At 66.5% G+C, this 23,682-nt stretch carries 22 protein-coding genes; 15 read left to right on the top strand and 7 right to left on the bottom strand.

The window, feature by feature from the left end; genetic code table 11:
* Positions 1 to 2: 2 nt before the first annotated feature.
* The gene (locus BRO63_RS16175; RefSeq protein ID WP_088140723.1) at positions 3 to 1,649 is read right to left on the bottom strand and encodes an ABC transporter permease; all 1,647 of its coding nucleotides are present in this window, start codon (positions 1,647 to 1,649) and stop codon (positions 3 to 5) included.
* 13 nt (positions 1,650 to 1,662) lie between these two features.
* Complete coding sequence (locus tag BRO63_RS16170; RefSeq protein ID WP_059375714.1) at positions 1,663 to 2,739, bottom strand: ABC transporter ATP-binding protein; 1,077 nt, start codon at positions 2,737 to 2,739, stop codon at positions 1,663 to 1,665.
* 244 nt (positions 2,740 to 2,983) lie between these two features.
* Here BRO63_RS16170 and BRO63_RS16165 point away from each other — a divergent pair, with 244 nt between their 5' ends.
* Both BRO63_RS16165 and serB read left to right on the top strand, forming a co-directional pair.
* Positions 2,984 to 3,892: a LysR substrate-binding domain-containing protein gene (locus tag BRO63_RS16165; protein WP_088140722.1), complete on the top strand. Its 909-nt coding sequence runs from the start codon at positions 2,984 to 2,986 to the stop codon at positions 3,890 to 3,892.
* A gap of 14 nt (positions 3,893 to 3,906) precedes the next feature.
* Entirely contained in the window at positions 3,907 to 4,620 is a 714-nt protein-coding gene (serB, locus tag BRO63_RS16160; RefSeq protein WP_088140721.1) for a phosphoserine phosphatase SerB, read from the top strand.
* A 9-nt stretch (positions 4,621 to 4,629) separates the two neighbouring features.
* Here the strand turns inward: serB and fabV are convergent, their stop codons facing one another.
* Positions 4,630 to 5,820: an enoyl-ACP reductase FabV gene (fabV, locus tag BRO63_RS16155; protein WP_088140720.1), complete on the bottom strand. Its 1,191-nt coding sequence runs from the start codon at positions 5,818 to 5,820 to the stop codon at positions 4,630 to 4,632.
* 97 nt (positions 5,821 to 5,917) lie between these two features.
* A complete protein-coding gene (locus tag BRO63_RS16150) occupies positions 5,918 to 6,877 on the bottom strand; it encodes a DMT family transporter (protein WP_088140719.1) in 960 nt (319 codons plus the stop codon).
* A gap of 87 nt (positions 6,878 to 6,964) precedes the next feature.
* Here BRO63_RS16150 and BRO63_RS16145 point away from each other — a divergent pair, with 87 nt between their 5' ends.
* The 13 genes from BRO63_RS16145 to BRO63_RS16085 all read left to right on the top strand — a co-directional run bounded on the left by BRO63_RS16145 (position 6,965) and on the right by BRO63_RS16085 (position 20,427).
* A complete protein-coding gene (locus tag BRO63_RS16145; protein WP_088140718.1) occupies positions 6,965 to 7,870 on the top strand; it encodes a LysR family transcriptional regulator in 906 nt (301 codons plus the stop codon).
* Between the two features lie 421 nt (positions 7,871 to 8,291).
* Entirely contained in the window at positions 8,292 to 9,338 is a 1,047-nt protein-coding gene (locus BRO63_RS16140; protein ID WP_088140717.1) for a TRAP transporter substrate-binding protein, read from the top strand.
* A gap of 290 nt (positions 9,339 to 9,628) precedes the next feature.
* Entirely contained in the window at positions 9,629 to 10,249 is a 621-nt protein-coding gene (locus tag BRO63_RS16135) for a TRAP transporter small permease subunit (protein WP_088140716.1), read from the top strand.
* Positions 10,246 to 11,529 carry a TRAP transporter large permease gene (locus tag BRO63_RS16130; protein WP_088140715.1) on the top strand — a complete coding sequence of 428 codons (1,284 nt, stop codon included), beginning with the start codon at positions 10,246 to 10,248 and terminating at the stop codon, positions 11,527 to 11,529. The genes BRO63_RS16135 and BRO63_RS16130 overlap by 4 nt, the downstream gene beginning before the upstream one ends.
* 73 nt (positions 11,530 to 11,602) lie before the next feature.
* The gene (locus tag BRO63_RS16125; protein ID WP_088140714.1) at positions 11,603 to 12,286 is read left to right on the top strand and encodes a DUF2848 domain-containing protein; all 684 of its coding nucleotides are present in this window, start codon (positions 11,603 to 11,605) and stop codon (positions 12,284 to 12,286) included.
* A gap of 83 nt (positions 12,287 to 12,369) precedes the next feature.
* Positions 12,370 to 13,719 (top strand): amidase, encoded by a 1,350-nt coding sequence (locus BRO63_RS16120; protein ID WP_088140713.1) that lies wholly within the window; start codon positions 12,370 to 12,372, stop codon positions 13,717 to 13,719.
* A 78-nt stretch (positions 13,720 to 13,797) separates the two neighbouring features.
* On the top strand, positions 13,798 to 14,703 hold the full coding sequence (locus tag BRO63_RS16115) for a LysR family transcriptional regulator (protein WP_088140712.1): 906 nt from the start codon (positions 13,798 to 13,800) through the stop codon (positions 14,701 to 14,703).
* Between the two features lie 107 nt (positions 14,704 to 14,810).
* Positions 14,811 to 15,617, top strand: coding sequence for a putative hydro-lyase (locus BRO63_RS16110; RefSeq protein WP_088140785.1), 807 nt, complete (start codon positions 14,811 to 14,813; stop codon positions 15,615 to 15,617).
* Between the two features lie 256 nt (positions 15,618 to 15,873).
* Positions 15,874 to 17,121 (top strand): ABC transporter substrate-binding protein, encoded by a 1,248-nt coding sequence (locus tag BRO63_RS16105; protein WP_088140711.1) that lies wholly within the window; start codon positions 15,874 to 15,876, stop codon positions 17,119 to 17,121.
* A gap of 48 nt (positions 17,122 to 17,169) precedes the next feature.
* Positions 17,170 to 18,021: a branched-chain amino acid ABC transporter permease gene (locus BRO63_RS16100; protein ID WP_088140710.1), complete on the top strand. Its 852-nt coding sequence runs from the start codon at positions 17,170 to 17,172 to the stop codon at positions 18,019 to 18,021.
* 1 nt (position 18,022) lies between these two features.
* The gene (locus BRO63_RS16095) at positions 18,023 to 19,012 is read left to right on the top strand and encodes a branched-chain amino acid ABC transporter permease (protein ID WP_088140709.1); all 990 of its coding nucleotides are present in this window, start codon (positions 18,023 to 18,025) and stop codon (positions 19,010 to 19,012) included.
* The gene (locus BRO63_RS16090; protein ID WP_088140708.1) at positions 18,993 to 19,715 is read left to right on the top strand and encodes an ABC transporter ATP-binding protein; all 723 of its coding nucleotides are present in this window, start codon (positions 18,993 to 18,995) and stop codon (positions 19,713 to 19,715) included. The genes BRO63_RS16095 and BRO63_RS16090 overlap by 20 nt, the downstream gene beginning before the upstream one ends.
* Positions 19,716 to 19,719: 4 nt before the next feature.
* The gene (locus BRO63_RS16085) at positions 19,720 to 20,427 is read left to right on the top strand and encodes an ABC transporter ATP-binding protein (RefSeq protein ID WP_088140707.1); all 708 of its coding nucleotides are present in this window, start codon (positions 19,720 to 19,722) and stop codon (positions 20,425 to 20,427) included.
* Between the two features lie 57 nt (positions 20,428 to 20,484).
* Here BRO63_RS16085 and BRO63_RS16080 read toward each other — a convergent pair whose 3' ends face one another.
* From BRO63_RS16080 to BRO63_RS16070, 3 genes are all read right to left on the bottom strand, one after another.
* Positions 20,485 to 21,555: a porin gene (locus tag BRO63_RS16080; protein WP_088140706.1), complete on the bottom strand. Its 1,071-nt coding sequence runs from the start codon at positions 21,553 to 21,555 to the stop codon at positions 20,485 to 20,487.
* A gap of 332 nt (positions 21,556 to 21,887) precedes the next feature.
* Positions 21,888 to 23,189: a TRAP transporter large permease gene (locus BRO63_RS16075; protein WP_088140705.1), complete on the bottom strand. Its 1,302-nt coding sequence runs from the start codon at positions 23,187 to 23,189 to the stop codon at positions 21,888 to 21,890.
* Positions 23,182 to 23,682 carry a TRAP transporter small permease gene (locus BRO63_RS16070; RefSeq protein WP_088140704.1) on the bottom strand — a complete coding sequence of 167 codons (501 nt, stop codon included), beginning with the start codon at positions 23,680 to 23,682 and terminating at the stop codon, positions 23,182 to 23,184. The genes BRO63_RS16075 and BRO63_RS16070 overlap by 8 nt, the downstream gene beginning before the upstream one ends.

The following is a 23,682-nucleotide window of genomic DNA, read 5'->3' as shown; positions in this document are numbered from 1 at the left end:
GGTTATTTGCCGGAGAACAGCTTGATGCGGAACGCCTTGACCGACACGATGATGGGCAGCACGATGACCGTGACCAGCGCCGCGCCGTAGGCCGACGCCATGCCCAGCCTGCCGCCGTCGACCTGGCGGAAGATGGCGATAGGCATGGTCTCCAGGCCGCCGCTGTAGGCGACGATGGAAGCCGACAGCTCGGAGATGGTGGTGAGCCACATCAGGATGGCTGCCGAGATGATGGACGCCTTCATGGCGGGCAGGATCACCTTGAAGAAGGTCATGAGCGGCGACACGCCCAGGCTGATCGAAGCCTCCTCGATCGACTCGGGGATGTTGAACAGCACCGACGAGGCGTTGCGCACCGCGAAGGGCAGGCGCCGCACCGTGTAGCACAGCACCATGATTCCTGAGGTGCCCGCCAGCACCAGCCAGCCGGTGTTGAAGGTCTGCACCAGCGCGATGCCCAGCACCGTGCCGGAAATGGTCAGCGGCAGCACCACGATGTAGTCCAGTACCTGGGTGGATGCGCTGCGCTTCTTGATCGTCAGGTAGCTGACCAGTACCGCGAAGGCCACGCCCAGCACCGTGGCCAGGGACGCGAACTTGAGCGAGTTCAGGATCGGTTCCGGCGCGCCGTGCAGCGCGCGCTGCATGCTGGCCAGCGACCACTGGCCCCATTGCATGACGGGCCCGCTGGTCTTGGTGAAGGCGGCGATGAAGACCACGATCAGCGGCAGCAGCGAAATGAAGATGATCAGGCCCACGCCGCTGGTGTAGAGCAGGGCGGTCCAGGAGCGCACGCGGGTAGCGGCCGGCGCGCGCCCTTGCGTCATGGTGTAGACCTTGCGCTCCACCACGCGCTTCTGGAAGAACAGCACGATGGCGACGATGGCGATCGACACCACCGACATCGCGCTCTGCAGCGTCGGGCTGCCGCCCATTTCGCTGACGAAGGTGTTGTAGGTCATGACCGACAGCAGCGGCACGCGGCTGCCCAGCAGCATGGCCAGCGCGAAGTTGCCCACCACCAGCGTGAACACCACCAGCGCGTTGACCAGCACCGCCGGCAGCAGCACCGGCACCAGCACGCGCAGCTTGGTCAGGAGCGGCGGCGTGCCCAGGCTCAGGCCCGCTTCTTCCAGCTGGCCGTCGAAGCCGCGCAGCGCCGCCAGCACGCCCAGGTAGATGTAGGTGTAGTAGACCAGCGTCATGGAGAACACCATGCCGGTCCAGCCGTAGAACGAGGGCAGCGAAATGCCGGCGTCGCCCAGCAGATTGGTCAGGATGCCGTTGTTGCCCAGGATCAGCAGCCAGGACTGGCCGACGATGATCTCGGGAATCACGATGGTCAGCACCGGCAGGATCGCCACCAGGTTCTTCAGCGGAAAGTCGAAGCGCGCCACCATGTAGGCGAAGGGCACGCCTACCAGTACCGTGCAGGTCGTGACCGCCAGGCCCAGGATCAGCGTGTTGCCGAACGCCTCGACATATTGGGAGTCGGCCAGCAGGGCCTTGAAGCCCTCCAGCGTAAAGCCGCCATCCTGCCCGGTGACGCTATTGCTGAACAGCACGCCCAGCGGATAGAGCACGAAGAACAGCAGCAGGGCCAGGCTGATTGCCGTCAGGATGCCCCAGGGCCACCATTTGATTTTCATGGCTGGCGCGTCCTCAGGCGTTGACGACGCGGCTGTCGGCGGGAATCAGCACCTGCACGGCTTCGCCGGGCTGGAACTGCGCCACCATGTTGCCGGCATGCAGCTCGACGCGGATCTCGGAGCCGTTGTCCAGCGCGATCCGGTAGGCCGTCTTGAAGCCCAGGTACTGGCGCCGCAGCACCTTGCCCGGCAAGGTATTGGGCACGTAGGGCGCGGGCGCCATCAGGGCCAGCTCTTCCGGGCGCGCGATCAGCACGCCCTTGCCGTCCAGCTGGTCGCTGCCTTGCACGCCGTCAAAGCCCAGCCCGCAGATCTCGTAGCGCACATGGCCGGCGGGGGCGCCGGCCTGGCCGTTGCGGGCGGGCACCGGGATCACGTTGGCCGAACCGATGAAGTCCGCGACGTAGGCGTTTACGGGGGTGCCGTAGAGTTCCTCCGGCGTGCCCAGCTGGGCGATGTCGCCGCGGTCCATGATGGCGATGCGATCCGACATCGCCAGCGCCTCTTCCTGGTCGTGCGTCACGAACACGGTGGTGATGCCGGCCTCGCGCACCAGGTCCAGGATCACGTCGCGCATCTGCAGGCGCATCTTGGCGTCCAGGTTGGACAGCGGCTCGTCCATCAGCAGCACGCGAGGGCGGATCACCAGCGCGCGCGCCAGCGCCACGCGCTGGCGCTGGCCGCCGCTCATCTGCGCGGGGTAGCGGTCGGCCAATGCCAGCAGGCCGACCTTGTCCAGCGCTTCGTTGACGCGCCGCGTGATCTCGGCGCGCGCCACGCCGCGGGCGCGCAGGCCATAGGCCACGTTGTCGAAAGCAGTCTTGTCCGGGAACAGCGCGTAGTCCTGGAACACCATGCCGATGTCGCGGCGGTGCGCGGACACGTGGGTCACGTCGTCCTGATCGAACAACAGGCGTCCGCCGTCCGGGGCATAGAAGCCCGCAATACAGCGCAGCAGCGTGGTCTTGCCGCAGCCGCTGGGTCCCAGCAGCGTGTAGAACGCGCCGTCGGGGATGTGCAGGGACAGATTGCGCAGGACTTGCTGCCCGCCGAAAGTCTTGACGATGCCGTCTACGGTGATTGATGCCATGTTTTGCTTCCTGCCTGAGGTTGTCGGCATCATAGGAACGGGTTCCACGCGCGACTAGCGGTGTTTTTTAAGGGTAGTCGTTAGTTTTTCTAAGAGGTCGGCGCGCGGGCTATCACCTAGAATGCGGCTGGATAGGACAGGCGCGCGCAAGCAGCGCCGATAAAAAAATAGACGACAAGGGAAAACGTGGGAAAGAGCAGCACAGCGCGGCGCCGGGCCGGCGCGCGGGCGGGCCGCAACTGAGATGGCGGGGCAGAGCCTGCCGCCGCTCAAGGCCTTGCGCGTGTTCGAAGCCGCGGCGCGTCTGCGCAGCTTTACCGCGGCCGCCGATGAACTGAGCATCACGCACAGCGCGGTCAGCCAGCAGATCCGCATACTCGAAGAGTACGTGGGGCAGCCCCTGTTCGCGCGCGAGGCGCGCGGGGTGGCGCTGCTGCCTTGCGCCCAGGCCTATTTTCCGGAAATCCAGGCCAGCCTGGAACGCATCGCGGCCGCGACCGCCAAACTGAAATCGCCCGCCTACGGCGGCGTGCTGCGCGTCTGCGCCACGCCGTCCCTGACCATGAAGTGGCTGATTCCGCGCCTGTCGGCGTTCCAGGCTCGGCACCCCGGCGTGGACGTGCAGCTCACCACGCAAGGGCGTTCCTTTCTGGACCGCGGCGGCGACACGGGCAGCGACGTGCTGATCCGCCATGGCTACATGGCGCATTCAGATCTGGCCTGCGTGCACTGCCTGGACGACTTTCATGTGCCGGTGGCATCGCCGCGCTTCATCGAGCGCAACCGGTTGGCGGCGCCCGCGGATTGCCTGGGGCATCCGCTGCTGAAGATCGCGGGCGGCATGGACCACTGGCCGCGCTGGTTCGCGCTGGCCAAGGTGGACGTGCCCGCGCAATTGCCGGGGCCGGTGTTCGACCATCAGTTCCTGTGCATGCAGGCCGCCATGAATGACCTGGGCATCGCGCTGGCGCCCTGGTGTCTGCTGGACGACGACATCCGCGCCGACCGCCTGCGTCCGCTGTTCGACGGGCCCCAGCTGCCGAACGCGGGCATCCACGCGCTGTATCGGCAGGACGGCCCAGCCGCGGCTTCGGCGCTGCTGTTCATCGAGTGGTTGCGCGAGCAAGGACGCGACCCCTCACACACCGCATAGACCAAGGACCTTTCATGCATTCCGCCTCGACGACTCCCGGCCTGCTTTGGCGCGGCATAGCGCCTCCGCTGGCGCTGACGGACTACAAACTCATCGCCTTCGACATGGACTCCACGCTGATCTCGATCGAGACGCTGGACGAAATGGCGGACCTGATGGGCAAGAAGGCCGAGGTGGCGGCGCTGACCGAAGCCGCGATGCGCGGCGAGATCAAGGACTACAAGCAGAGCCTGCGCGAGCGCGTGGCGCTGCTGGCGGGCATGCCGGAAGCGGCGCTGGACGAGGTCTATGAGCAGCGCGTGCGCATCAACCCCGGCGCCGAGACGCTGATCGCGGCCTGCAAAGCCGCAGGCCTGACCTGCCTGCTGGTCACCGGCGGCTTCACCTGCTTCACCGACCGGCTGCGGGTGCGCCTGGGCCTGGACGACGTGCGCGCCAATGTGCTGGAAATCGTGGACGGCCGCTTGACCGGCCGGCTGCTGCCACAAGCGTGGGGCGATATCTGCGACGGCGAGGAAAAGCGCCGCAAGCTGCTCGAAGTGTGTGCGTCCCTGGGCGTGGGGCCCGAGCGCGCCATTGCGGTGGGCGACGGCGCCAACGACCTGCCGATGATGCGCGCGGCGGGCCTGTCGGTGGGCTACCACGCCAAGCCGGCCGTGCGCGAGGAAGTCAAGGTGGCGATCGACGCAGGCGGCCTGGACCGCCTGCTGGAGCTGATGGCGCGCTAGCGCCGGGGCTTACGCCAGGCCGCGGATTGCCACGGCCGGATCGGTGTCGGCTTCATAGTCGACGCCGTCGATCTCGAAGCCGAACAGGCGCAGGAAGTCCTGCTTGTAGCCCGCGAAATCGGTCAGCTGGTAGATGTTGTCGTTGGTGACCTGGCCCCACAGCGCCTGCACGCGGGCCTGCACCTCGGGATCCAGCTCCTTGTAGTCGGCGCGCAGGCGGCCGTCCTGGTCGAGGATGGGCGTCTTGCCGCACAGGCTGTCGCGGTACAGGCCATAGACCTGTTCGATGCAGCCTTCGTGCGTGCCGGCTTCCTTCATGGTCTTGAACAGCAGCGACAGGTACAGCGGCATCATCGGGATCGCCGAGCTGGCCTGCGTCACCACCGCCTTCAGCACCGACACGCGGGCGTCGCCGCCGCGCGCGGCCAGCTTGGCGCGGATCTCCAGCACCTTCTGGTCCAGATCCTTCTTGGCCGCGCCGATGGAGCCGTTCCAGTAGATGTCGTGGGTGATTTTCTCGCCCAGGTAGGTGAACGCCGTGGTGCTGGCGCCTTCGGCCAGCACGCCGGCTTCCAGCAGCGCGTCGATCCACATCTGCCAGTCTTCGCCGCCCATGACGGCGACGGTGGCGTCGATCTCGGCCTGGGTGGCGGGTTCCAGCACGGATTCCTTGACCACTTCGCGGTCCGTGTCCAGGCCGCGCAGGTTGACGGCCTGGCCGATGGGCTTGAGGGTCGAATTGAAGACTTCCCCGGTCTTGGGGTGCGTGCGGCGCGGCGCGGCCAGGCTGTAGATCACCTGGTCGACCTGGCCCAGGTCCTGCTTGATGAGGTCTATGGTCTTGCGCTTGATCTCGTCGGAGAAGGCGTCGCCGTTGACGCTCTTGGCATAGAGTCCGGCGGCGTGGGCCTGCTCGTGGAACTCCGCCGTGTTGTACCAGCCCGGCGTGCCGGCCTTGGCCGCATCGCCTGGCCGCTCGAAGAACACGCCCAGCGTCTGCGCGCCGCAGCCGAAGGCCGCGCTGATCCGCGCCGCGAGGCCATAGCCGGTCGATGCGCCCAGCACCAGCACGCGTTTCGGCCCGCCAGCTATCGGCCCCTGAGCCTTGACGTAGTCAATCTGGTTGCGGACGTTGGCGGCGCAGCCGGCCGGGTGGGTGGTGACGCAGATGAAACCGCGCACGCGGGGCTTGATGATCATGGGAGCCTCGATTCGGGGAAATGCCTGGATCGCCCATGCGCGAAAGCGCAAAAAGCGACCCGCATTGTACGGGAGGCGGCGCGGGCGCGCTGCCGGCTTAGCGCGCGTCGGCCCCGGCCAGCGGCGCGGCCTGGGCGCGGCTGCGGCGCCATTCGATCAGGCCGATGCCGATGCCGCTGGCGCAGATGATGGCGATGCCCAGCCAGGTCAGCGGGTCGGGGAAATGGCCCCAGACCAGCCAGCCGACCGAGGTGGCGCTGATGATCTGCAGGTAGACGAAGGGCGCCAGGGTGGAAGCGGGCGCGCGGCGGTAGGCGGCGATCTGGAACAGGTGGCCCAAGCCGCCCGTGATGCCAGTGGAGATCAGCACGACCCAATCCAGCGGCGCCAGCGCCTTGAGGATGGGCAGGACGGGCGGCAGGATGAAGGGCAGGGCCAGGGTCAGGCAAAGCGTGCCAACGGCGCCGCTCCAGATCAGCGAGGTGAACGGATCGTCGCCCGCCACGCGCCGCGTCGCGATGAACTGGACCGCGAAGCAACAGGCCGTGAGCAGGCCGAACACCGTGCCCACCGGATCCAGGCCGCCGCCCGGGCGGATCACGATGATCACGCCGATGAAGGCGATGCCCGCGGCGATGAAGCGCGACAGGCGGGCGGGTTCCTTCAGGACCCAGGGCGCGGCCGACAGCACCAGCAGCGGCGCCAGGAAGTTGATGGCGGTGGCCTCGGCCTGAGGGATGTAGCTCAGCGTGGTGAAGAACATCAGCGTGGCCAGGAACATCGAGCCGCCGCGCAGGATCTGTTCGCGCGGCTTCCTGCTGCGAAAAACGCCCAGGCCGCGCGCGGGCAGCACCAGGGCCAGCACCAGCGCCAGGTGCACGGCATAGCGGAACCACGACAGCACCAGCAGCGGCACGCCCGCATTCATCACCCACTTGCCGCTGGCATCCAGGCACGACAGCGTCCACATCGACAGCACCAGCAACAGCACCCCCATCATCGGGCCGCTGGAAGCGGGCGCTGCACGGCGCGTGCGACCGTTATCGGCCGGGGTCATCGACAAACTCCTTTGGTGGCTGAAATGCCGGTTTGCAGGTACCGGGCGGCTGCCATGATACGCTCATCGCGCCGGGGGAACAGGCTCATGATAGAACTACGCAACATCGAAACTTTTTTTTGGGTGGCCACGCTGGGCAGCTTTCGCGCCGCGTCGGACAAACTCAACACCACGCAACCCGCGGTGTCGCAGCGCATTGCCTCGCTGGAGGCCGATCTGGGCGTGCGCCTGTTCGAGCGCGACGCGCGCGGCGTGAAGCTGACGGCCAAGGGCCATGAATTGCTGTCGCATGCCGAGCGCATGCTGCAGGTGCGGCGCGATATGTTCGAAGCCGCGCGCGAACAGAACGTCATGAGCGGCACGGTGCGCATCGGCGTGGCCGAGACCATCGTGCAGACCTGGCTGCCCACGCTGATCGAACTGATCCACTCCAACTATCCGGCGATGGTGCTGGAGATCGAGGTCGACACGACCCACGTGCTGCGCTCGCACCTGATGTCGCGCCAGATCGATCTGGCCTTCCTGATGGGACCGGTGCTGGAGGCGCGGGTCGAGAACCTGCCGCTATGCACCTATCCGCTGGCCTGGGTCGCCAGCCCCGTGCTGGAGCTGGGGCCGGAGCCGTTGACCCTGGAGCGGATAGGCAAGCTGCCCATCATCACCTATCCCTCCAATAGCGCGCCTTACCGCGTGGTGCGCGACATGCTGACGCGGGCTGGCGTGAATTCGCCACGCATGTATGGCAGCGCATCGATGTCGATGATGGTGCGCATGACGCAGGACGGCATCGGCACCAGCGTCATCGCGCCCGTGTTCCTGGGCAAGGAACTGGCGCGCGGCGAACTGCGCATCTTGCGGGTGGAAGCCGATCCCTTACCGGAGCTGAGCTTCACCGCGACCTGGGTGCAGGGGCCGGACAGCCACGCGGTGCGCGTCATCGCCCAGATGGCGCAGAAGGTGGCGGAGCAGGCCGCGGACGGCACTCCGCTCTAGGTGTTTACCCCAGATCGAGCCTTGCGGCAGGCACGGACAGCTGTCAGGCGCGGCCGCGGCCCGGCGCGCCTGGCTGCCCGCTGAGCCGCGCCGCTGCGTCGTTTGCGCGAAACGCGGGGCCCGCGGCGGGCGAGACCAAAGAAAAATTTATACCCCCGTATCGCAACATACGATTGGACGCTCCGCGCCCCTGACGCTGCAATGGCGCCACATCAATAACGATCGCCTGGATGCACAGAGCGGGGGAAAGCATGAACCAGCGCAGGTCCCATTTCCAGACCCGGGCGGCCAGCCATGCCGCGCAGGCGCCGTGCGCGCCGCTGCGCGGCTGATCCCCAGACTCTCCGATTGCCACCGCGCGCCGCCAGGATAACGGGATCCGGCGCGCGGCATACCATCCCGCCAGCTAGGAGTTTTGTCCATGAAGAAGTCGCTTGTTTTCGCCGCCGTCGCCGCCAGCCTGTTGGCCGGCGCCGTCCAGGCCCAGGACCTCCCCAAGACCCAGTTGAAGGTCGTGGGCGGCCTGAGCAACCTGACCGCCTACAACGATTACGAAAAGCCGTTCTGGACCAAGACCATCCCCGAGCTGTCCAAGGGGCAGGTCACGGCCGACATCAAGGGCTTCAACGAAATGGGCTTGAAGGGTCCCGAACTGCTGCGCCTGATGTCGCAAGGCGTGGTCGAATTCGGCACCGCAACGCTGGCGTACTTCGCCAGCGACAACCCCATCAACGAAGCAATCGACCTGGCCGGCCTGGCGCCGGACGTCAAGACCGCGCGCGCGGTCACGGACGCGTTCGAACCGGTCTATGCCAAGCTGTATGGCGAAGGCAGCAACGTCAAGCTGCTGGGCATCTCCACCTATCCCGCGCAAGTGCTGTTCTGCAACGCCGAAATCAAGAGCCTGGCCGACATCAAGGGCAAGAAAGTGCGCACCAGCAGCCGCACCACCGCCGAGTTCGTCGAAGCGCTGGGCGGCTCCAGCGTGACCATGGCCTTCGGCGAAGTGGTGCCGGCGCTGCAGAACAAGGTGGTGGATTGCGCCATCACGGGTTCGCTGTCCGGCTATTCGGCCAAGTGGTACGAAGTGTCGACCCACCTGGTCGCGCTGCCGATCAACTGGAACCAGCAGATCCACGCCGTGAACCAGAAGGCCTGGGACAAGCTCGATCCCAACGTGCGCACCTTCCTGCAGACCAATGTGAAGACGCTGGTCGACAACATCTGGGACGCCGCCGCGCGCCAGACCCAGGAAGGCTATGACTGCAACACGGGCGCCGCCGCTTGCCCGTTCCCGGTCAAGGGCAAGATGGTCCTGGTCCAGCCCTCGGACGCGGACCGCGCGTTGCTGAAGAAGGTCACCGAAGAAGCCGTGCTGCCGAAGTGGGCCGCGCGCTGCTCGGCGCAGTGCGTGAAGGACTTCAACGCCACGATCGGCAAGACGCTGGGCGTGGTGGCGAAGAAGTAGTTTCCCCCCCGAAGCGCTGCGCGCTTCCCCCCCAGGGGGGCATGCCTGCGGACCGGCGGAGCCCGGCTCCGCGGCATCCTGATCGGGGGAGGGGCGCTGCAGATCGGCAGAGCTGGCTTCGTGGCATCCCGATGGGGGGAGCTGCCGCAGATAGGCAGAGCTGGCTTCGAGGCATCCCGATGGGGGGAGTTGCCGCAGATCGGCAGAGCTCGCTTCGTGGCATCCCTATGGGATCGTTCGTTACATAGCTGGGAGGGCAATGCTTGCCTGGCCCTGCAAAGGTTTTACTCATGACTCAAACTGAACACTTTCGCCTGCTGGGCGGGCTATTGCGGCGGGCCGAGAGCTTCTCGCGGGTGGCTGTCTGGGCCGGCGGGGCGCTGACGGTGGCCAGCGTGCTGCTGATCTCGTTTGACGTGCTGGCCCGCAAGTTCCTGGGCTTCACGACTGGCGGCGCGGACGAGCTGTCCAGCTACGCCTTCGCCATCAGCACGTCCTGGGCGCTGGCGTTCGCCACGCTGCAACGCGCCAACGTGCGCGTGGACGTGGTCTACCAGTACATGCCGGTGCGCATCGCGGCCGTGCTGGACTGGATCTCCATGGTGGCCCTGGCGGTCTTCATGGTCTACCTGACTTATTACGCCTCCGAGGTGGTGCAGACCTCCTGGGCGCAGAAATCCGCCGCCAACACGCCGCTGGCCACGCCCTTGTGGATTCCGCAGGGCCTGTGGCTGCTCGGCCTGGGCTGGATGTGCATCACCGTTGCGCTGATGCTGGCGCGCGCCTCCGCCGCGCTGGTCACGGGCGATATCGAACTGGTCAAGAGCATTTGCGGCGTGCGTTCGGCGCAGGAAGAAGCCGACGAAGAAGCCGCCGCTGGCGAGCGCATGGTGAAGGGAGAGGCCGCATGATTTCCACCGCATTGATACTGCTTCTGGTGCTGATCGGCCTGTCGATCCCGGTGGGCGCGGCGCTGGGCGTGCTGGGCCTGATCCTGGATCCGCTGTTCTCCATGCTGCCGCTGACGCGCGCCATCGGTGAAGTCTCGTGGAGCACCAACAACGAATTCCTGCTGGTGGCGATTCCGCTGTTCATCATGCTAGGCGAGGTGCTGCTGCGCGCAGGGTTCGCCGAACGCATGTACGGCGCGATGAGCCTGTGGCTGTCGTGGCTGCCGGGCGGGCTGATGCACGCCAACATCGGCGCCTCGACGCTGTTCTCGGCCACCTCGGGCTCCAGCGTGGCGACCGCCGCGACGGTGGGCACCGTGGCCATTCCGCAGATCCGCAAGTACGGCTACAACGAGCCGTTGTTCCTGGGCAGCCTGGCCGCCGGCGGCACGCTGGGCATCCTGATCCCGCCTTCGATCAACCTGGTCATCTACGGCGTGCTGACGAACTCCTCGGTGCCCAAGCTGTACCTGGCCGGCATCATCCCGGGATTCGCGATGGCCGCGCTGTTCATGTTGACGGTGGTCATCGCCTGCGTCGCCAAGCCGTCCTGGGGCGGCAAGAAGATCCAGGCTACCTGGGGCCAGCGTATCGCCAGCCTGGTGCATCTGGCGCCGCCCATGGGGATCTTCTTCCTGGTGGTGGGTTCCATCTATGCCGGCCTGGCCACGCCGACCGAGGCCGCTGCGCTGGGCGTGCTGGGCGCGTTCATCCTGGCGGCCTGGTTCCGCCGCCTGTCTTGGTCGATGCTGCGCGAAGTCATGGAAGGCACCATGCGGTCCACGGCCATGATCATGCTGATCGTGGTGGCGGCCAGCTTCCTGAACTTCGTCATGTCCGCTACCGGTTTGACGGACGCGCTGACCAAGTCGATCACGGGCCTGGGCCTGTCGCCCGGCTGGATGCTGCTGATCGTGGTGATCTTCTACCTGGTGCTGGGCTGCTTCATGGAAACGCTGTCCATGATGATCACGACCATCCCCATCGTGGCGCCCATCATGATCGGCCTGGGTTTCGACCCCATCTGGCTGGGCATCGTCATCATCATCCTGGTCGAAGCCGCGCTGATTACGCCGCCCGTGGGCCTGAACCTGTTCGTGGTGCAGAGCCTGCGCAAGAGCGGCTCGATGAGCGCGGTCATCGTCGGCAGCCTGCCGTTCGTGGCGGCCATGTTCGTGATGCTGGCGCTGTTGGCCTTCTGGCCGGACGTGGCGCTGTGGCTGCCGCGCGTGTTCGGCTGACCTCAACCCATAGACATTCCGGGGCGCGGCGAGCCGCCGCGTCCTTCATCCCCTTATTTTCAGCAGGACAGACATGAAAGCCGTATTCCAGATCGAAGACTCGCAACCCCGCCAGGTGGAAGTGGAGCTCGACACCCTGATCGTCGCCGGCTGGGCCGGACGCGACATTGCCGCGATCGAGCACCACATCGAAGAGCTGGCCGCCATCGGCGTGCCGCGCCCCAGCAGCGTGCCGCTGTACTACCGCATCGCCGACAACCAGCTGACCCAGAAGGAAACCGTGCAGGCCCTGGGCGAGGATTCCTCGGGCGAAGTCGAGACCTTCGTGTTCTCCGTGGACGGCGAAATGTACGTCAGCATCGCCTCCGATCACACCGACCGCAAGCTGGAGACCTACAGCGTGGCCATGTCCAAGCAGGTCTGCGTCAAGCCCGTGGCGACCAGCGCCTGGCGCCTGGCCGACGTGGCCGACTACTGGGACGAGTTGATCATCCGTTCCTACATCGTCGAGAACGGCGTCGAAGTGCTGTACCAGGAAGGCCCGCTGGCGTCGCTGCGCACGCCGCAGGACCTGATCGCAGGCTATACCGGCGGCGCCACGGTGCTGCCGGCCGGCGCGGGCATGACCTGCGGCACGGTAGGCGCGATCGGCGGCATCCGCGCCGCGGCCGACTTCACCATGGAGTTGCACGATCCGCGGCGTCAGCGCAGCCTGCGCCACCGCTATCATGTCGAGACGCTCCCCGTGGTGGCCTGATTCGGGCCCCAGGCGCTGATCGCCAGGCGCGCCCGCGGGCGCGCCCGTTTGCACCCAAGCCGCAAGACGGCACTAGGATGACTATGGTTCCGACTTTGAATGATCTGACCCTGGCCCTGCAAGAGGGCCGCAGCACCTCCGTGCAACTGACGCAGGCGGCGCTCGCCCGCGCGCAGGACGAAGCGGGCGAAGGCGCCCGCGCGTTCACTCGCCTGTATGCCGACTCCGCGCTGGCGCAGGCGCAAGCTTCCGACACGCTGCGCGCCGCCGGCATCGTCCGCTCCGCGATCGAGGGCTTGCCCATCAGCATCAAGGATCTCTTCGACGTCGAAGGCGAAACCACGATGGCGGGCTCGGTGGCACGTGAAGGCGAACCGGCGGCCGACGCCGACGCCGAAGTCGTGCGCCGCCTGATCGCCGCAGGCGCGGTCATCATCGGCCGCACCAACATGACCGAATTCGCTTATTCGGGCCTGGGCATCAATCCCCATTACGGCACGCCGCTGAATCCCTACGACCGCGCCACCGGACGCATCCCGGGCGGCTCGTCCTCGGGCGCGGCCGTCTCGGTTGCCGATGGCATGTCGGCCGCGGCCATTGGTTCGGACACCGGCGGCTCCGTGCGCATTCCGGCGGCGCTTTGCGGCCTGACCGGCTTCAAGCCCAGCGCCTGGCGCGTCTCCATGGAAGGCGTGCTGCCGCTGTCGGCCAACCTGGATTCCATCGGCCCGATAGCCGCCAGCGTGCGCTGCTGCGCCGAATTGGACGCCATCCTGTCCGGCGACGGCGGCCCCGTGCCCGAAGCGGCCGTGCTGCGCGGCCTGCGCCTGGCCATCCCGACCACCCTGGCGCTGGACGCCATGGAAAAACATGTCGCCGACAGCTTCGCGGCTGCCGTCAGCCGCCTGAAGGCCGCCGGCGCGCTGGTCGAAGAGATCGCGATTCCGGAATTCGCCGAACTGGCCGCCATCAACGCCAAGGGAGGCTTCACTGCCGCCGAGGCCTGGGCCTGGCACCGCGACCTGATCGCCCGCGCGGGCAAGCGCTACGACCCGCGCGTGGTGTCGCGCATCATGCGCGGCAAGGACATGAGCGCGGCCGACTACCTGGACCTGCTGGACGCGCGCGAAGCCTGGGTGGCGGCGGTGGACCGCCGCATCGCGGGCTACGACGCCCTGATCATGCCGACCACGCCGATCGTGGCGCCGGCGGTGGCCGACCTGCAGGCTTCGGACGAGGCCTATTACGCCGCCAACGGCTTGATCCTGCGCAACCCGACGCTGATCAATTTCCTGGATGGCTGCGCGCTGTCGCTGCCTTGCCATGCCGCCGGCACGGCGCCGGTGGGGCTGATGATCGCGGGCAGCAACGGCGCGGACCGCCGCATCCTGGGCATCGGCCTGGCGTTGGAAGCGCTCTACGCCGGGCAGTGATGCGCTGCCGGGACGGACGGCAGCCGCCCGCCCGTCCCGGACGCTAAGATGGCGGCTGCATAGCCGGACTTTGCCGCCATGATCGATCTGCGCAATATCGAAACGTTCTTCTGGGTTGCCACCCTGGGCGGTTTCCGCGCCGCGGCCGAGAAGCTCAACGCCACCCAGCCTGCCATCTCCCAGCGCATCGCGTCGCTGGAATCCGATCTGGGCGTGCGCTTGTTCGACCGTGACGCGCGCGGCATCAAGCTGACGGGCAAGGGGCGCGAGCTGCTGTCGCACGCCGAGCGCATGCTGCAGATGCGGCGCGACATGCAGGAGGCCGCGCGCGCCAAGAGCGTCATGAGCGGCATGCTGCGGCTGGGGGTATCGGAAACCATCGTCCATACCTGGCTGCCGACCCTGATGGAGTATCTGCACGACGTCTATCCGGCGCTGATGGTCGAGATCCAGGTGGATACGACCACGGTGCTGAAGACGCAGCTTGCCTCGCGCCAGATCGACCTGGCCTTCCTGCTGGGGCCGATGGAAGAGCCGCGCATCGAAAACCTGTATCTCTGCAACTACCCGCTGAGCTGGGTGGCGAGCCCCAAGCTCAAGGTCGGGCGCCAGCCCATCCCCCTGAAGCGGCTGGCCGAATGGCCCGTCATCACTTATCCGTCCACCACCGACCCGCACCGCGCCGTGCGCCAGCTGTTGCAGCAGGCCGGCGTGGAGGCGCCGCGCATGTACGGCAGTTCGGCGCTCAGCGTCATCGTGCGCATGGCGCAGGACGGCATCGGCACCGCGGTCATCGCGCCTGTCATCCTGCACAAGGAGCTGGCGCAGGGCGAATTGCGCATCCTGGACGTGAAGGCGCCGGCCTTGCCGCCGCTGCACTACACCGCCTGCTGGATGCAGGGTCCGGACAGCCAGATCCCGCGCGCGGTGGCCGAGGCGGCGCAGCAGATTGCGCGTGAAGAGGCGCTGCGCCATCCGGCATAACCCTCATAAATAAATATGATCGGGGTCTATCGCAACATGTGATTGGACGCTGGTGCGCCGTTCCTGTGCAATGTCCCCATACTTGAATCGTCATTGAAGGGATGGACATGCATACGAACCCTGCCGCGCGCACTAGCGTTGAGTTGGCCCGCCAGGCGCGCCTGGATGCGCGCAGCGGCAAGCTTACCGGCCCCACCGCGAACCTCGCGCCCGGCCATGTCCAGGCCAATCTCGCCATCCTGCCGCGCGCGCTGGCCGCGGATTTCCTGCATTTCTGCCAGCGCAATCCCAAGCCCTGTCCCTTGCTCGCCATGTCCGAACCGGGCGATCCCGCCTTGCCGGAACTGGGCCAGGACATCGACATCCGCAGCGACATCCCGCGCTACCGCGTCTGGCAGAACGGCGAGCTGGTGGCCGAGCCCACCGACGTGCGCGACCTCTGGCGCGACGACCTGGTGTCGTTCCTGATCGGCTGCTCGTTCTCGTTTGAAGAGGCGATGCTGGACAACGGCCTGCCGGTGCGCCACATCGAGCAGGGCTGCAACGTGCCCATGTACCGCACCAGCATCCCGACCCATGCCGCGGGCGTGTTCGGCGGACCGCTGGTCGTATCCATGCGTCCCCTGAAGGCGGCGGACGCCATCCGCGCCATCCTGGTCACCTCGCGTTTTCCCTCGGTCCACGGCGCGCCGGTGCATATCGGCGACCCCGCGTTGATCGGGATTGCCGACATCAACCGCCCGGACTATGGTGATCCGGTGGAGATACGCGAAGGCGAAATGCCCGTGTTCTGGGCTTGCGGCGTGACGCCGCAGTCGGTGGTCGCAGCCGTGCGGCCGGAGTTCTGCATTACCCACGCGCCCGGCCACATGCTGGTCACGGACCTCATCAATAGCCGGATGGCGGTGTTCTGACCGCCATCCATTCGCTTTCCCGGTAGCGCGCAAACGGGTAGCGGTTGAAAGTCGTAGTCGCGCTGCAGTGCCAGTTGTGCCACCAAAACGATCCATCAAAGGACAAGGGGAAATGGCGACAACCGCTTTGAATCTGGGGCCTTCCGGCTTGCCGGATGGCCTCGTGCCGCCGCGAGCCTGGCTATCCCCTTGGGGATTCCCGGCCGCGTCCATGTAGTGCTTTCACACCTAGCCGGTTCCATTCAGGAGTTCAGTTATGAAGATGAAGCTCATCGCGGGTGTCGCCGCGAGTCTGGCGCTGATGTGCGCCGTGCCCGCGCAGGCGCAGCAGGCCGTGCGCATCGGCGCGATCTACCCCTTGTCGGGCGCCTTGGCGTCCACCGGGGCGGAGATCAAGGCGGCCGTCGAGCTGGCGGTCGAGATCATCAACAATCCGCACCCCGAGCTCGAAGGCATACCGCTGGCCGCGGGCAGCGGCCTGCCTGCGCTGGGCGGCGCCAAGATCGAAGTGGTGTTCGGCGATTCCCAAGGCAAGCCCGAAGTGGGCCTGGCCGACGCCCAGCGGCTGATCGACCAGGAAAAGGTCGTGGCCCTGACCGGCGCCTACCAGTCGGCCGTGACGAAGACCGCCAGCCGCATCGCCGAGCAGCGCGGCATCCCCTATGTCAACGGCGAGTCCAGCAGCCCCGACCTGACCGAGCGCGGCTACAAGTGGTTCTTCCGCACTTCGCCCAACGACGATACCTTCGTCGAGAACATGATGCAGTTCCTGGATGGCATCAAGGCGGTGCCGACCGCCAAGATTGCCGTGGTGTACGAGAACACCGACTTCGGCGTGAACACCTACAAGGCGGTGGAAAAGTTCGCCAAGCAGTACAAACGCCAACTGGTTGCCAACATCGCCTACAGCGCGGGTTCGGCCTCGGTGACGGCGGAGGTGCAGAAGCTGGCGGCGGCCAAGCCCGATGTGGCCATCTTCGCCAGCTATACCTCGGACGCCATGCTGTTCGTGCGCACCATGCGCGAAAGCAAGTACGCGCCGCCGGTGCTGCTGGCCAACGACGCGGGCTTCATCGATTCGCGCTTCGTGCAGGAGGTGGGGCCGCAGGTCCAGGGCGTGCTGACGCGCGACGTCTGGGGCAATGACGTGGCGGCGTCCAAGGCCGGCCTGAAGAAGATCAACGACATGTACAAGGCCAAGACCGGCAAGGACCTGAACGGCAACAATGCGCGCTCGATGCAAGGGGTGCTGGTGCTGGCCGACGCGATCAACCGGGCCGGCTCCACCGATCCGGAGGCGATCCGCAAGGCGCTGGCGGCCACCGACCTGGGCGAGGCGCAGGTCGCGATGCCCTGGGCCGGGGTGCAGTTCGACGCCAAGGGCCAGAATACCAAGGGTTCGGGCCTGATCCTGGAACTGAAGGGTTCGTCCTACCAGACGGTGTGGCCGGAAAAATACCGCACGGACAAGAGCCTGCCCACGCTGCCGTTCGCCTGGAAGTAAACATAGTCTGACGCGGCGGGCCGCGGGGCCTGCCGCGAGGAGCACTCCATGTTTGAAGCTCTCTCGGCAGGCCTGTTCAACGGCCTGATCTATGCCGCGGTGGCGGTGGGGCTGGCGCTGATCTGGGGCATTACCGACGTCATCAACTTCGCCCATGGCGAGTTCCTGATGCTGGGCATGTATGCCGCCTATTGGCTCTACACGCTGGGCCACATCGATCCCACGCTGTCGGCGCCGCTGGTGGCGATCCTGCTCGCCTTCGTCGGCTTCCTGACCTATGCGCTCATCATCCGCCGCTTGCAGAAGGGGCCGGCGATGGCGGTCATCCTGGCCACCTTTGGCCTTGGGCTGGTGCTGCGCCAGATCGCCTTCATCGCCTTCAGCCCCGACTACCGCAGCCTGCCCGACACGCTGGTGTCAGGCAGCGTCACGGTGGCCGGCATCTCGCTGGGCAGGCCCCAGGTGGTGACGGGCCTGATCGCGCTGGTGGTGGTGGTCGCGTTGTTCATCCTGGTGTACCGCACGCGCTGGGGCCATGCCTTGCAGGCGGTGGCGGAAGACCGCCAGGTGGCGGCGCTGGTGGGCATTTCGCCCGACCGGGTCAACGCCCTGGTCTGGATGCTGGGCAGCGCCGCGGTGGGCCTGGCCGGCGCCTTGCTGACCACCTTCTTCTACGTGTTTCCCTCGGTGGGCACGGTGTTCGGCCTGCTGGCTTTCGTGGCGGTCTGCATGGGCGGCTTCGGGTCGCTGCCGGGCGCCTTCATCGCGGGAATCCTGATCGGGATCATCGAGGCCATGACGGGCTACTTCGTCGCGCCGGCCTTGAAGACGGTGAGCGTCTTCATCCTGTTCATCCTGGTTCTCTGGTATCGGCCGCGCGGCCTGTTCGGGCGGTGGTGAAATGAACAAGACAGACAAAATCGATACCGCGTCCGCCGGCGTGCCCAAATGGCCGGTCCTGGCTGCCGCCGTGGCTGCCATCCTGATGGCCTTGGTGCCGCTGGTGGTAAAGGACGCCTTCACCCTGCAGGTGCTGCTGCTGGCCATCATGTTCGGCGCGCTGGGCGCGTGCTGGAACCTGGTCGGGGGCTTCCTGGGGCGGATCTCCTTCGGCCACAGCGTGTTCGTGGGAGTAGGTGGCTACACCACCTTGCTGCTGCTGCACCACCTGAAGCTCACGCCGCTGTTGGGCATTCCGCTGGGCGGGCTGATCAGCGCCGGGCTGGCCTGGCTGGTGGGTGGTCCCACCTTGCGGCTGTCCGGCCACTACTTCGCCATGGCCACCATTGCGCTGCTGCAGATCGGGCTGCTGTTGATGATCAACTGGGAGTGGGCGGGCGGCGCCGTCGGCCTGGAGGCGCCCATCGGCGATGCCGCGTGGATGCTGCTGTTCCGCAGCAAGGTGCCGTACTACTGGATCGCGGTGGGGCTGGCCTTCCTGACTTTCTGCGCCACCTTCTTCCTGGTGCATTCCAAGACCGGTTTCTATTGGCGGGCCATCAACGGCGACGAGGCGGCCTCGCGCAGCCTGGGCGTGCCGGCGGATCGCTATAAGATGCTGGCCTTCGTGATGTCGGCGGGCATGACCGGGGTGTGGGGCGGCTTCTTCGCCATGTACGTGGGCTTCATCGATCCGGAGTCCATGTTCAACCTGACGATGTCGGTGCAGGTCGTGCTGGTCACCATCCTGGGCGGAGTCGGCACGCTGATCGGTCCTTGGTTGGGAGCGGCGGTGCTGCTGCCGCTGTCGGAGGGAACGCGCGTGCTGTGGGGCAGTTCGGGCATGGGTCTGGACCTGCTGGTTTTCGGCCTGGCGATCTTGTTGGTCACCATGTTCCTGCCGGGTGGGCTGGTCACATTGAGGAGGCGCCGTGGCTCTGCTGGACGTTAAGAACCTGACCAAGCAATTCGGCGGTCTGGTCGCCAACAAGGACATCTCGCTGTCGGTCGAGGCGGGCGAGATCGTCGCCATCATCGGCCCCAATGGCGCGGGCAAAAGCACCTTGTTCAATGGCCTGGTGGGGCATCACGCGCCCACCTCCGGCTCGGTGACCTTCGATGGCCAGTCGATGATAGGGCGGCGACCCGAAGAGGTGGCCGCCATGGGCCTGGTGCGTACCTACCAGATACCGCGCAGCTTCGGACAGATGACGGTGTTGGAGAACGCCATGGTCGGCGCGCTGCTGCGCCACCCGCGCCTGCAGGACGCGCGCCGCGAATCGGCCCGCGTGCTGGAGCTGGTGGGCCTCGCCGAGCGCGCCGACGTAAGGGCGGCCGAACTCAACGTGGCCGGGCAGAAGCGGGTCGAGCTGGCGCGGGCGCTGGCGACCGAGCCGCGCATGCTGCTGCTGGACGAGGTGGCGGGCGGCCTGAACCCGGCCGAAGCCATCGCGTTGGCGGAGATCCTGCGCGGCATCCATGCGTCGGGCGTCACGCTCATCATCGTCGAGCACGTGCTGGAGGTGGTGATGCGGCTGGCGCAGCGGGTGCTGGTGCTGAACTTCGGCCAGATGATCGCCGAGGGCGCGCCGCAAGAAATCGTGCGTAACCCGGCTGTGATAGAAGCCTATCTGGGGAGAAAGCACCGTGCCTGATGCGATGCTGAAAGTGGAAGACCTGAGCGTGGCCTACGGCGGCGTGCAGGCGGTGCGCGGCGTGTCGCTGGAAGTCCGGCCGGGCGAGATCGCAGCCCTGCTGGGCGCCAACGGCGCGGGCAAGTCCAGCACCTTGCTGGCCATCGTTGGGGCGGTCAAGCCCAAGGGCGGGCGGGTGGTGTTCGAAGGCCGGGACATCACCGGCACGCCGCCGGACAAGCTGGTGACCCAGGGCATCTCCATGATTCCCGAAGGCGCGCGGGTGTTCGCGCGCCAGCCCGTGGAGCAGAACTTGCGCCTGGGCGCGTACACGGTGCGGGACGAGCGCTTATACGCCGAACGCCTGGAGCGGGTCTATGCCTTGTTTCCGCGACTGAAGGAGCGCCGCGCGCAACTGGCGGGCACCATGTCCGGGGGCGAGCGCCAGATGCTGGCTATCGGCCGGGCGCTGATGAGCGGGCCTCGCCTGCTCTTGATCGATGAGCCCAGCCTGGGCCTGTCGCCCTTGCTGGTGGAACAGGTATTCGATGCGCTGGCCGCCTTGAACCGCGATGACGGCCTGTCGGTCTTGCTGGTGGAGCAGAACATGGCCCAGGCGCTGGAAGTCGCGGCGCGCGCCTACGTGATGCAGAGCGGCAGGGTGGCGCTGTCGGGCGAAGCGGCGGAATTGGCAGCCTCGGACGAGGTGCGCAAGGCGTATCTGGGGATGTGAGTCTGGACTGGCGACGAAACCGCGCCGGACGCGCAAGGCGTCCGGCGCGGGCGGTCATCAGAAGATGTGGCGGAAGCCCACTGCGGCGCCGAGCTGGTTGCTCTTGCCGGTGATTTCGCCGCTGGCGGCATCGCTTACCTTGTTCCAGTCCACGGTGCCGTAGATCTGCGAACGCTTGGACAGCGAGTACTCGGCCACGGCGACCAGCGCATAGCGCTTGCCCTTGTCGCCGTCTTCGACCACGTTCTTGCTCTGGTCGTAGTAGGCGGCGCCGGTGATCGCCCAGCGCGGCGTGGCCTGCCAGGTCACGCCGGCGAAGTAGCCGTTGTCCTTGCGGTCCAGGCCGGCGGCCTGGGCGCCGCCCATGACGGCGTTGACCCAGCCGGTTTCGTCGCGGCCGTTGTAGTAGCCGGCGAAGACCTTGGCGGCTTCGAACTGATACGAAGCGTTCAGGTTCCAGACGCGCTGGCGCAGGTCGGAATCCGTGCCGTCGTAGGTCTGCTGGTAGGCAGCGCCCAGGCCCAGCTTGCCGACGGTGTAGCGCAGGCTGGCGCCGTACTGCTGGCCGGCCTTGTGGTCGTTGTAGTCATCGCCATTGGCCCAGGACAGCACGAAAGCCAGGTCTCCGATGGTGTTGGAGTACTTGGTCATGTTGTTGGTGCGTACGCGCGACATGGCGGCGGGCAGCCAGGCGTTCTGGTCGTAGTTGCCGACGGTCAGCGGGTCGAAGTAGTCGGCCAGCAGGTCGAACATTGGGGTGTTCTGCAGACCCAGGGTCAGCGCGCCGATGTTGCCGCCGTCCAGGCCGATATAGGCCAGGCGGCTGAAGGTCTTACTGGGATCCGAGCCGCGGCCGTTCTGCATGTTGAAGCCGTTTTCCAGGCGGAAGAAGGCGCGGTTGCCGTTGCCGAGGTCTTCGGAGCCGCGCAGGCCCCAGCGGCTGTTGGAAATGGCGCCGTTCTCCATCGACACGCGGCTGCCGTCCGCGCCCACGCTGCCGGCGCTGGTGCTCAGGTAGCGGATGCTGACGTCGGCGATGCCGTACAGGGTGACGCTGGTTTCGGCTTGGGCCGTGCCGGCGGCCAAGCCCAGGCCTGCAAGGGCGAGGGATAGGGTGATGCGTTTCATGCGGGGGCTCCTCCTGGGTAGCGCTATTTTTAGTGGTGCCGGGCTTTTGGCTCGGCTGGTTGCGCCTGGCGGATCGTCAGGCGCCGGGCCTTCGCACCGACGCTTCTGGTAAGCGCGGGTCCGGGCGATGGCCGCATATGCACATATACGCCGTAATGTTGCAACGTATCAGCGCCAGGGAATTCTAGAAAAACTGGGGCGTGAACAACACCTGTAGTTTTTTGGAGTTTTCCCTGGTTTACAGGATGGCAAAACAGGGGGAGCGGGTAGGGCGCCCGCCATGGCGAAAAAAAACCCCGCTCCAGGAACGGGGTTCTCAGGGTGACGCCGTCCTACAGCGTCATGTGCAGCGGCAGCCACGTCGCTATGCCAGGCACGGCATAGAGCAGCAGCACGGCCAGGATCATCAGGAAGAACATCGGCAGCGAGGCGCGCGCGATGTAGGGCAGCTCTTTCCCGCTCATGCCGGACAGCACGAACAGATTGAACCCGACCGGCGGCGTGATTTGTGCCATTTCTACAACGAACACGATGAAGATGCCGAACCAGATCAGGTCGATGCCGGCGGCCTGCACCGTGGGCAGTAGCACGCCCATGGTCAGCACGACGATGGAAATGCCGTCCAGGAAGCAGCCCAGGACGATGAAGAACACCATCAACGCCATGATCAGCCCGAACTGCGACAGGCCCAGTCCGCCGATCCATTCGGCCAGCGCGCGCGGCAGGCCGATATAGCCCATCGCCAGTGTCAGGAACTGCGCACCCGCCAGGATCAGCGCAATCATGCAGTACAGTCGGGTGGCGCCCAGCAGCGACTGCATGAAGGTGGAGCGGTTCAGCGACCCCTGCAGCGCGGAGAGGAACAGGGCGCCCACCACGCCGACCGCCGCCGCTTCCGTAGCCGTTGCGATGCCAGAGTAGATGGAGCCCAGCACCGCGCCGATCAGCAGCATCACCGGGATCAGGTGGCGCGAACGCGACAGCTTTTCCATCAGGGACAGGCCGGGGTCGGCTGCCGGCACCTGGCCGGGGTTGCGGATGGCCCACCAGGCGATGTAACCCATGAACAGCAGGGCCAGCAGGATGCCGGGCACGATGCCCGCGATGAACAGCTTGGCGATGGACACGTCCGCCGCCACGCCATACACGATCATGATGATGGAAGGCGGAATCAGCAGGCCCAGCGTGCCGGCGCCCGACAGCGTGCCCAGGATCTTGTCCTCGGGATAGCCGCGGCGCGTCAGTTCCGGGATGGTCATCTTGCCGACCGTGGCGCAGGTCGCCGCGGACGAGCCCGAGACCGCCGCGAAGATGGCGCAACCGATCACGTTGGTATGCAGCAGCCGTCCGGGCAGGCGGTTGAGCCAGGGGGCGAGGCCCTTGAACAGGTCTTCCGACAGCCGCGTGCGGAACAGGATTTCGCCCATCCACAGAAACAGCGGCAGGGCGGTCAGCGTCCAGCTGGACGAGGCGCCCCAGATCGTGACGGCCATGGCATCGCCCGCGGGGCGGCTGGAGAAGATCTCCATGCCGATCCAGGCGGTACCCGCCAGGGTCAGGCCGACCCAGACGCCGCAGCCCAGCAGCGCGAAGATCGAGATGACCAATAGGGTTATGACGAGTAGTTCATTCATGGGTTTGCTGCGAAGAAGCGGCGGCCAGGCCGCGTGAGCGTCGGATCAGCTCGTCGATCAGGGCGACCAGGAACAGCACCGTGCCCACGGCCATGCTGAGCTGGGGAATCCAGAGCGGCGTGGCGTCGTTGGACGTGGATATGTCGTTGAACTGCCAGGAGTCGTAGGTCAGCTTGACGCTGAAGAACGCGAAGGCGCTGGCCAGCAGGCAGCCGGCAGCCAGGGCGAAGATATCCAGCCTGCGGCCCGCGGCGGGCTTGAGCGAATTGAGCAACAGCGTCACGCGGATGTGTTCGCCGTGCTTGAACGTGCTGGCCAACGCGAGGAAACCGGCGGCGGCCATGAAGTACCCGGCGTAGGCGTCCGTGCCGGGTATGTTCATGCTGAGCTGGCGCGCGATGATCGCGGCCAGCACCGACACCAGGACGCCGATCGTGCACAGGCCGGCCAAGAGGCCGGCCGCGCCGTAAAGACCATCTAAAAAGCGGCGCAT

The sequence above is a fragment of the Achromobacter xylosoxidans genome (assembly GCF_002192695.1).
Taxonomy (GTDB): domain Bacteria; phylum Pseudomonadota; class Gammaproteobacteria; order Burkholderiales; family Burkholderiaceae_B; genus Achromobacter; species Achromobacter xylosoxidans_C.
Note: the sequence above shows the minus strand (reverse complement) of the source record. Positions and strands in the feature narration are given on the sequence as shown.

What these genes read in the sequence shown, in the direction of transcription:
- BRO63_RS16175 (WP_088140723.1), bottom strand. Translation starts at nt 1,649, where the DNA reads ATGAAAATCAAATGGTGGCCCTGGGGCATCCTGACGGCAATCAGCCTG.
- BRO63_RS16170 (WP_059375714.1), bottom strand. Translation starts at nt 2,739, where the DNA reads ATGGCATCAATCACCGTAGACGGCATCGTCAAGACTTTCGGCGGGCAG.
- BRO63_RS16165 (WP_088140722.1), top strand. Translation starts at nt 2,984, where the DNA reads ATGGCGGGGCAGAGCCTGCCGCCGCTCAAGGCCTTGCGCGTGTTCGAA.
- serB (WP_088140721.1), top strand. Translation starts at nt 3,907, where the DNA reads ATGCATTCCGCCTCGACGACTCCCGGCCTGCTTTGGCGCGGCATAGCG.
- fabV (WP_088140720.1), bottom strand. Translation starts at nt 5,820, where the DNA reads ATGATCATCAAGCCCCGCGTGCGCGGTTTCATCTGCGTCACCACCCAC.
- BRO63_RS16150 (WP_088140719.1), bottom strand. Translation starts at nt 6,877, where the DNA reads ATGACCCCGGCCGATAACGGTCGCACGCGCCGTGCAGCGCCCGCTTCC.
- BRO63_RS16145 (WP_088140718.1), top strand. Translation starts at nt 6,965, where the DNA reads ATGATAGAACTACGCAACATCGAAACTTTTTTTTGGGTGGCCACGCTG.
- BRO63_RS16140 (WP_088140717.1), top strand. Translation starts at nt 8,292, where the DNA reads ATGAAGAAGTCGCTTGTTTTCGCCGCCGTCGCCGCCAGCCTGTTGGCC.
- BRO63_RS16135 (WP_088140716.1), top strand. Translation starts at nt 9,629, where the DNA reads ATGACTCAAACTGAACACTTTCGCCTGCTGGGCGGGCTATTGCGGCGG.
- BRO63_RS16130 (WP_088140715.1), top strand. Translation starts at nt 10,246, where the DNA reads ATGATTTCCACCGCATTGATACTGCTTCTGGTGCTGATCGGCCTGTCG.
- BRO63_RS16125 (WP_088140714.1), top strand. Translation starts at nt 11,603, where the DNA reads ATGAAAGCCGTATTCCAGATCGAAGACTCGCAACCCCGCCAGGTGGAA.
- BRO63_RS16120 (WP_088140713.1), top strand. Translation starts at nt 12,370, where the DNA reads ATGGTTCCGACTTTGAATGATCTGACCCTGGCCCTGCAAGAGGGCCGC.
- BRO63_RS16115 (WP_088140712.1), top strand. Translation starts at nt 13,798, where the DNA reads ATGATCGATCTGCGCAATATCGAAACGTTCTTCTGGGTTGCCACCCTG.
- BRO63_RS16110 (WP_088140785.1), top strand. Translation starts at nt 14,811, where the DNA reads ATGCATACGAACCCTGCCGCGCGCACTAGCGTTGAGTTGGCCCGCCAG.
- BRO63_RS16105 (WP_088140711.1), top strand. Translation starts at nt 15,874, where the DNA reads ATGAAGATGAAGCTCATCGCGGGTGTCGCCGCGAGTCTGGCGCTGATG.
- BRO63_RS16100 (WP_088140710.1), top strand. Translation starts at nt 17,170, where the DNA reads ATGTTTGAAGCTCTCTCGGCAGGCCTGTTCAACGGCCTGATCTATGCC.
- BRO63_RS16095 (WP_088140709.1), top strand. Translation starts at nt 18,023, where the DNA reads ATGAACAAGACAGACAAAATCGATACCGCGTCCGCCGGCGTGCCCAAA.
- BRO63_RS16085 (WP_088140707.1), top strand. Translation starts at nt 19,720, where the DNA reads ATGCTGAAAGTGGAAGACCTGAGCGTGGCCTACGGCGGCGTGCAGGCG.
- BRO63_RS16080 (WP_088140706.1), bottom strand. Translation starts at nt 21,555, where the DNA reads ATGAAACGCATCACCCTATCCCTCGCCCTTGCAGGCCTGGGCTTGGCC.
- BRO63_RS16075 (WP_088140705.1), bottom strand. Translation starts at nt 23,189, where the DNA reads ATGAATGAACTACTCGTCATAACCCTATTGGTCATCTCGATCTTCGCG.
- BRO63_RS16070 (WP_088140704.1), bottom strand. Translation starts at nt 23,682, where the DNA reads ATGCGCCGCTTTTTAGATGGTCTTTACGGCGCGGCCGGCCTCTTGGCC.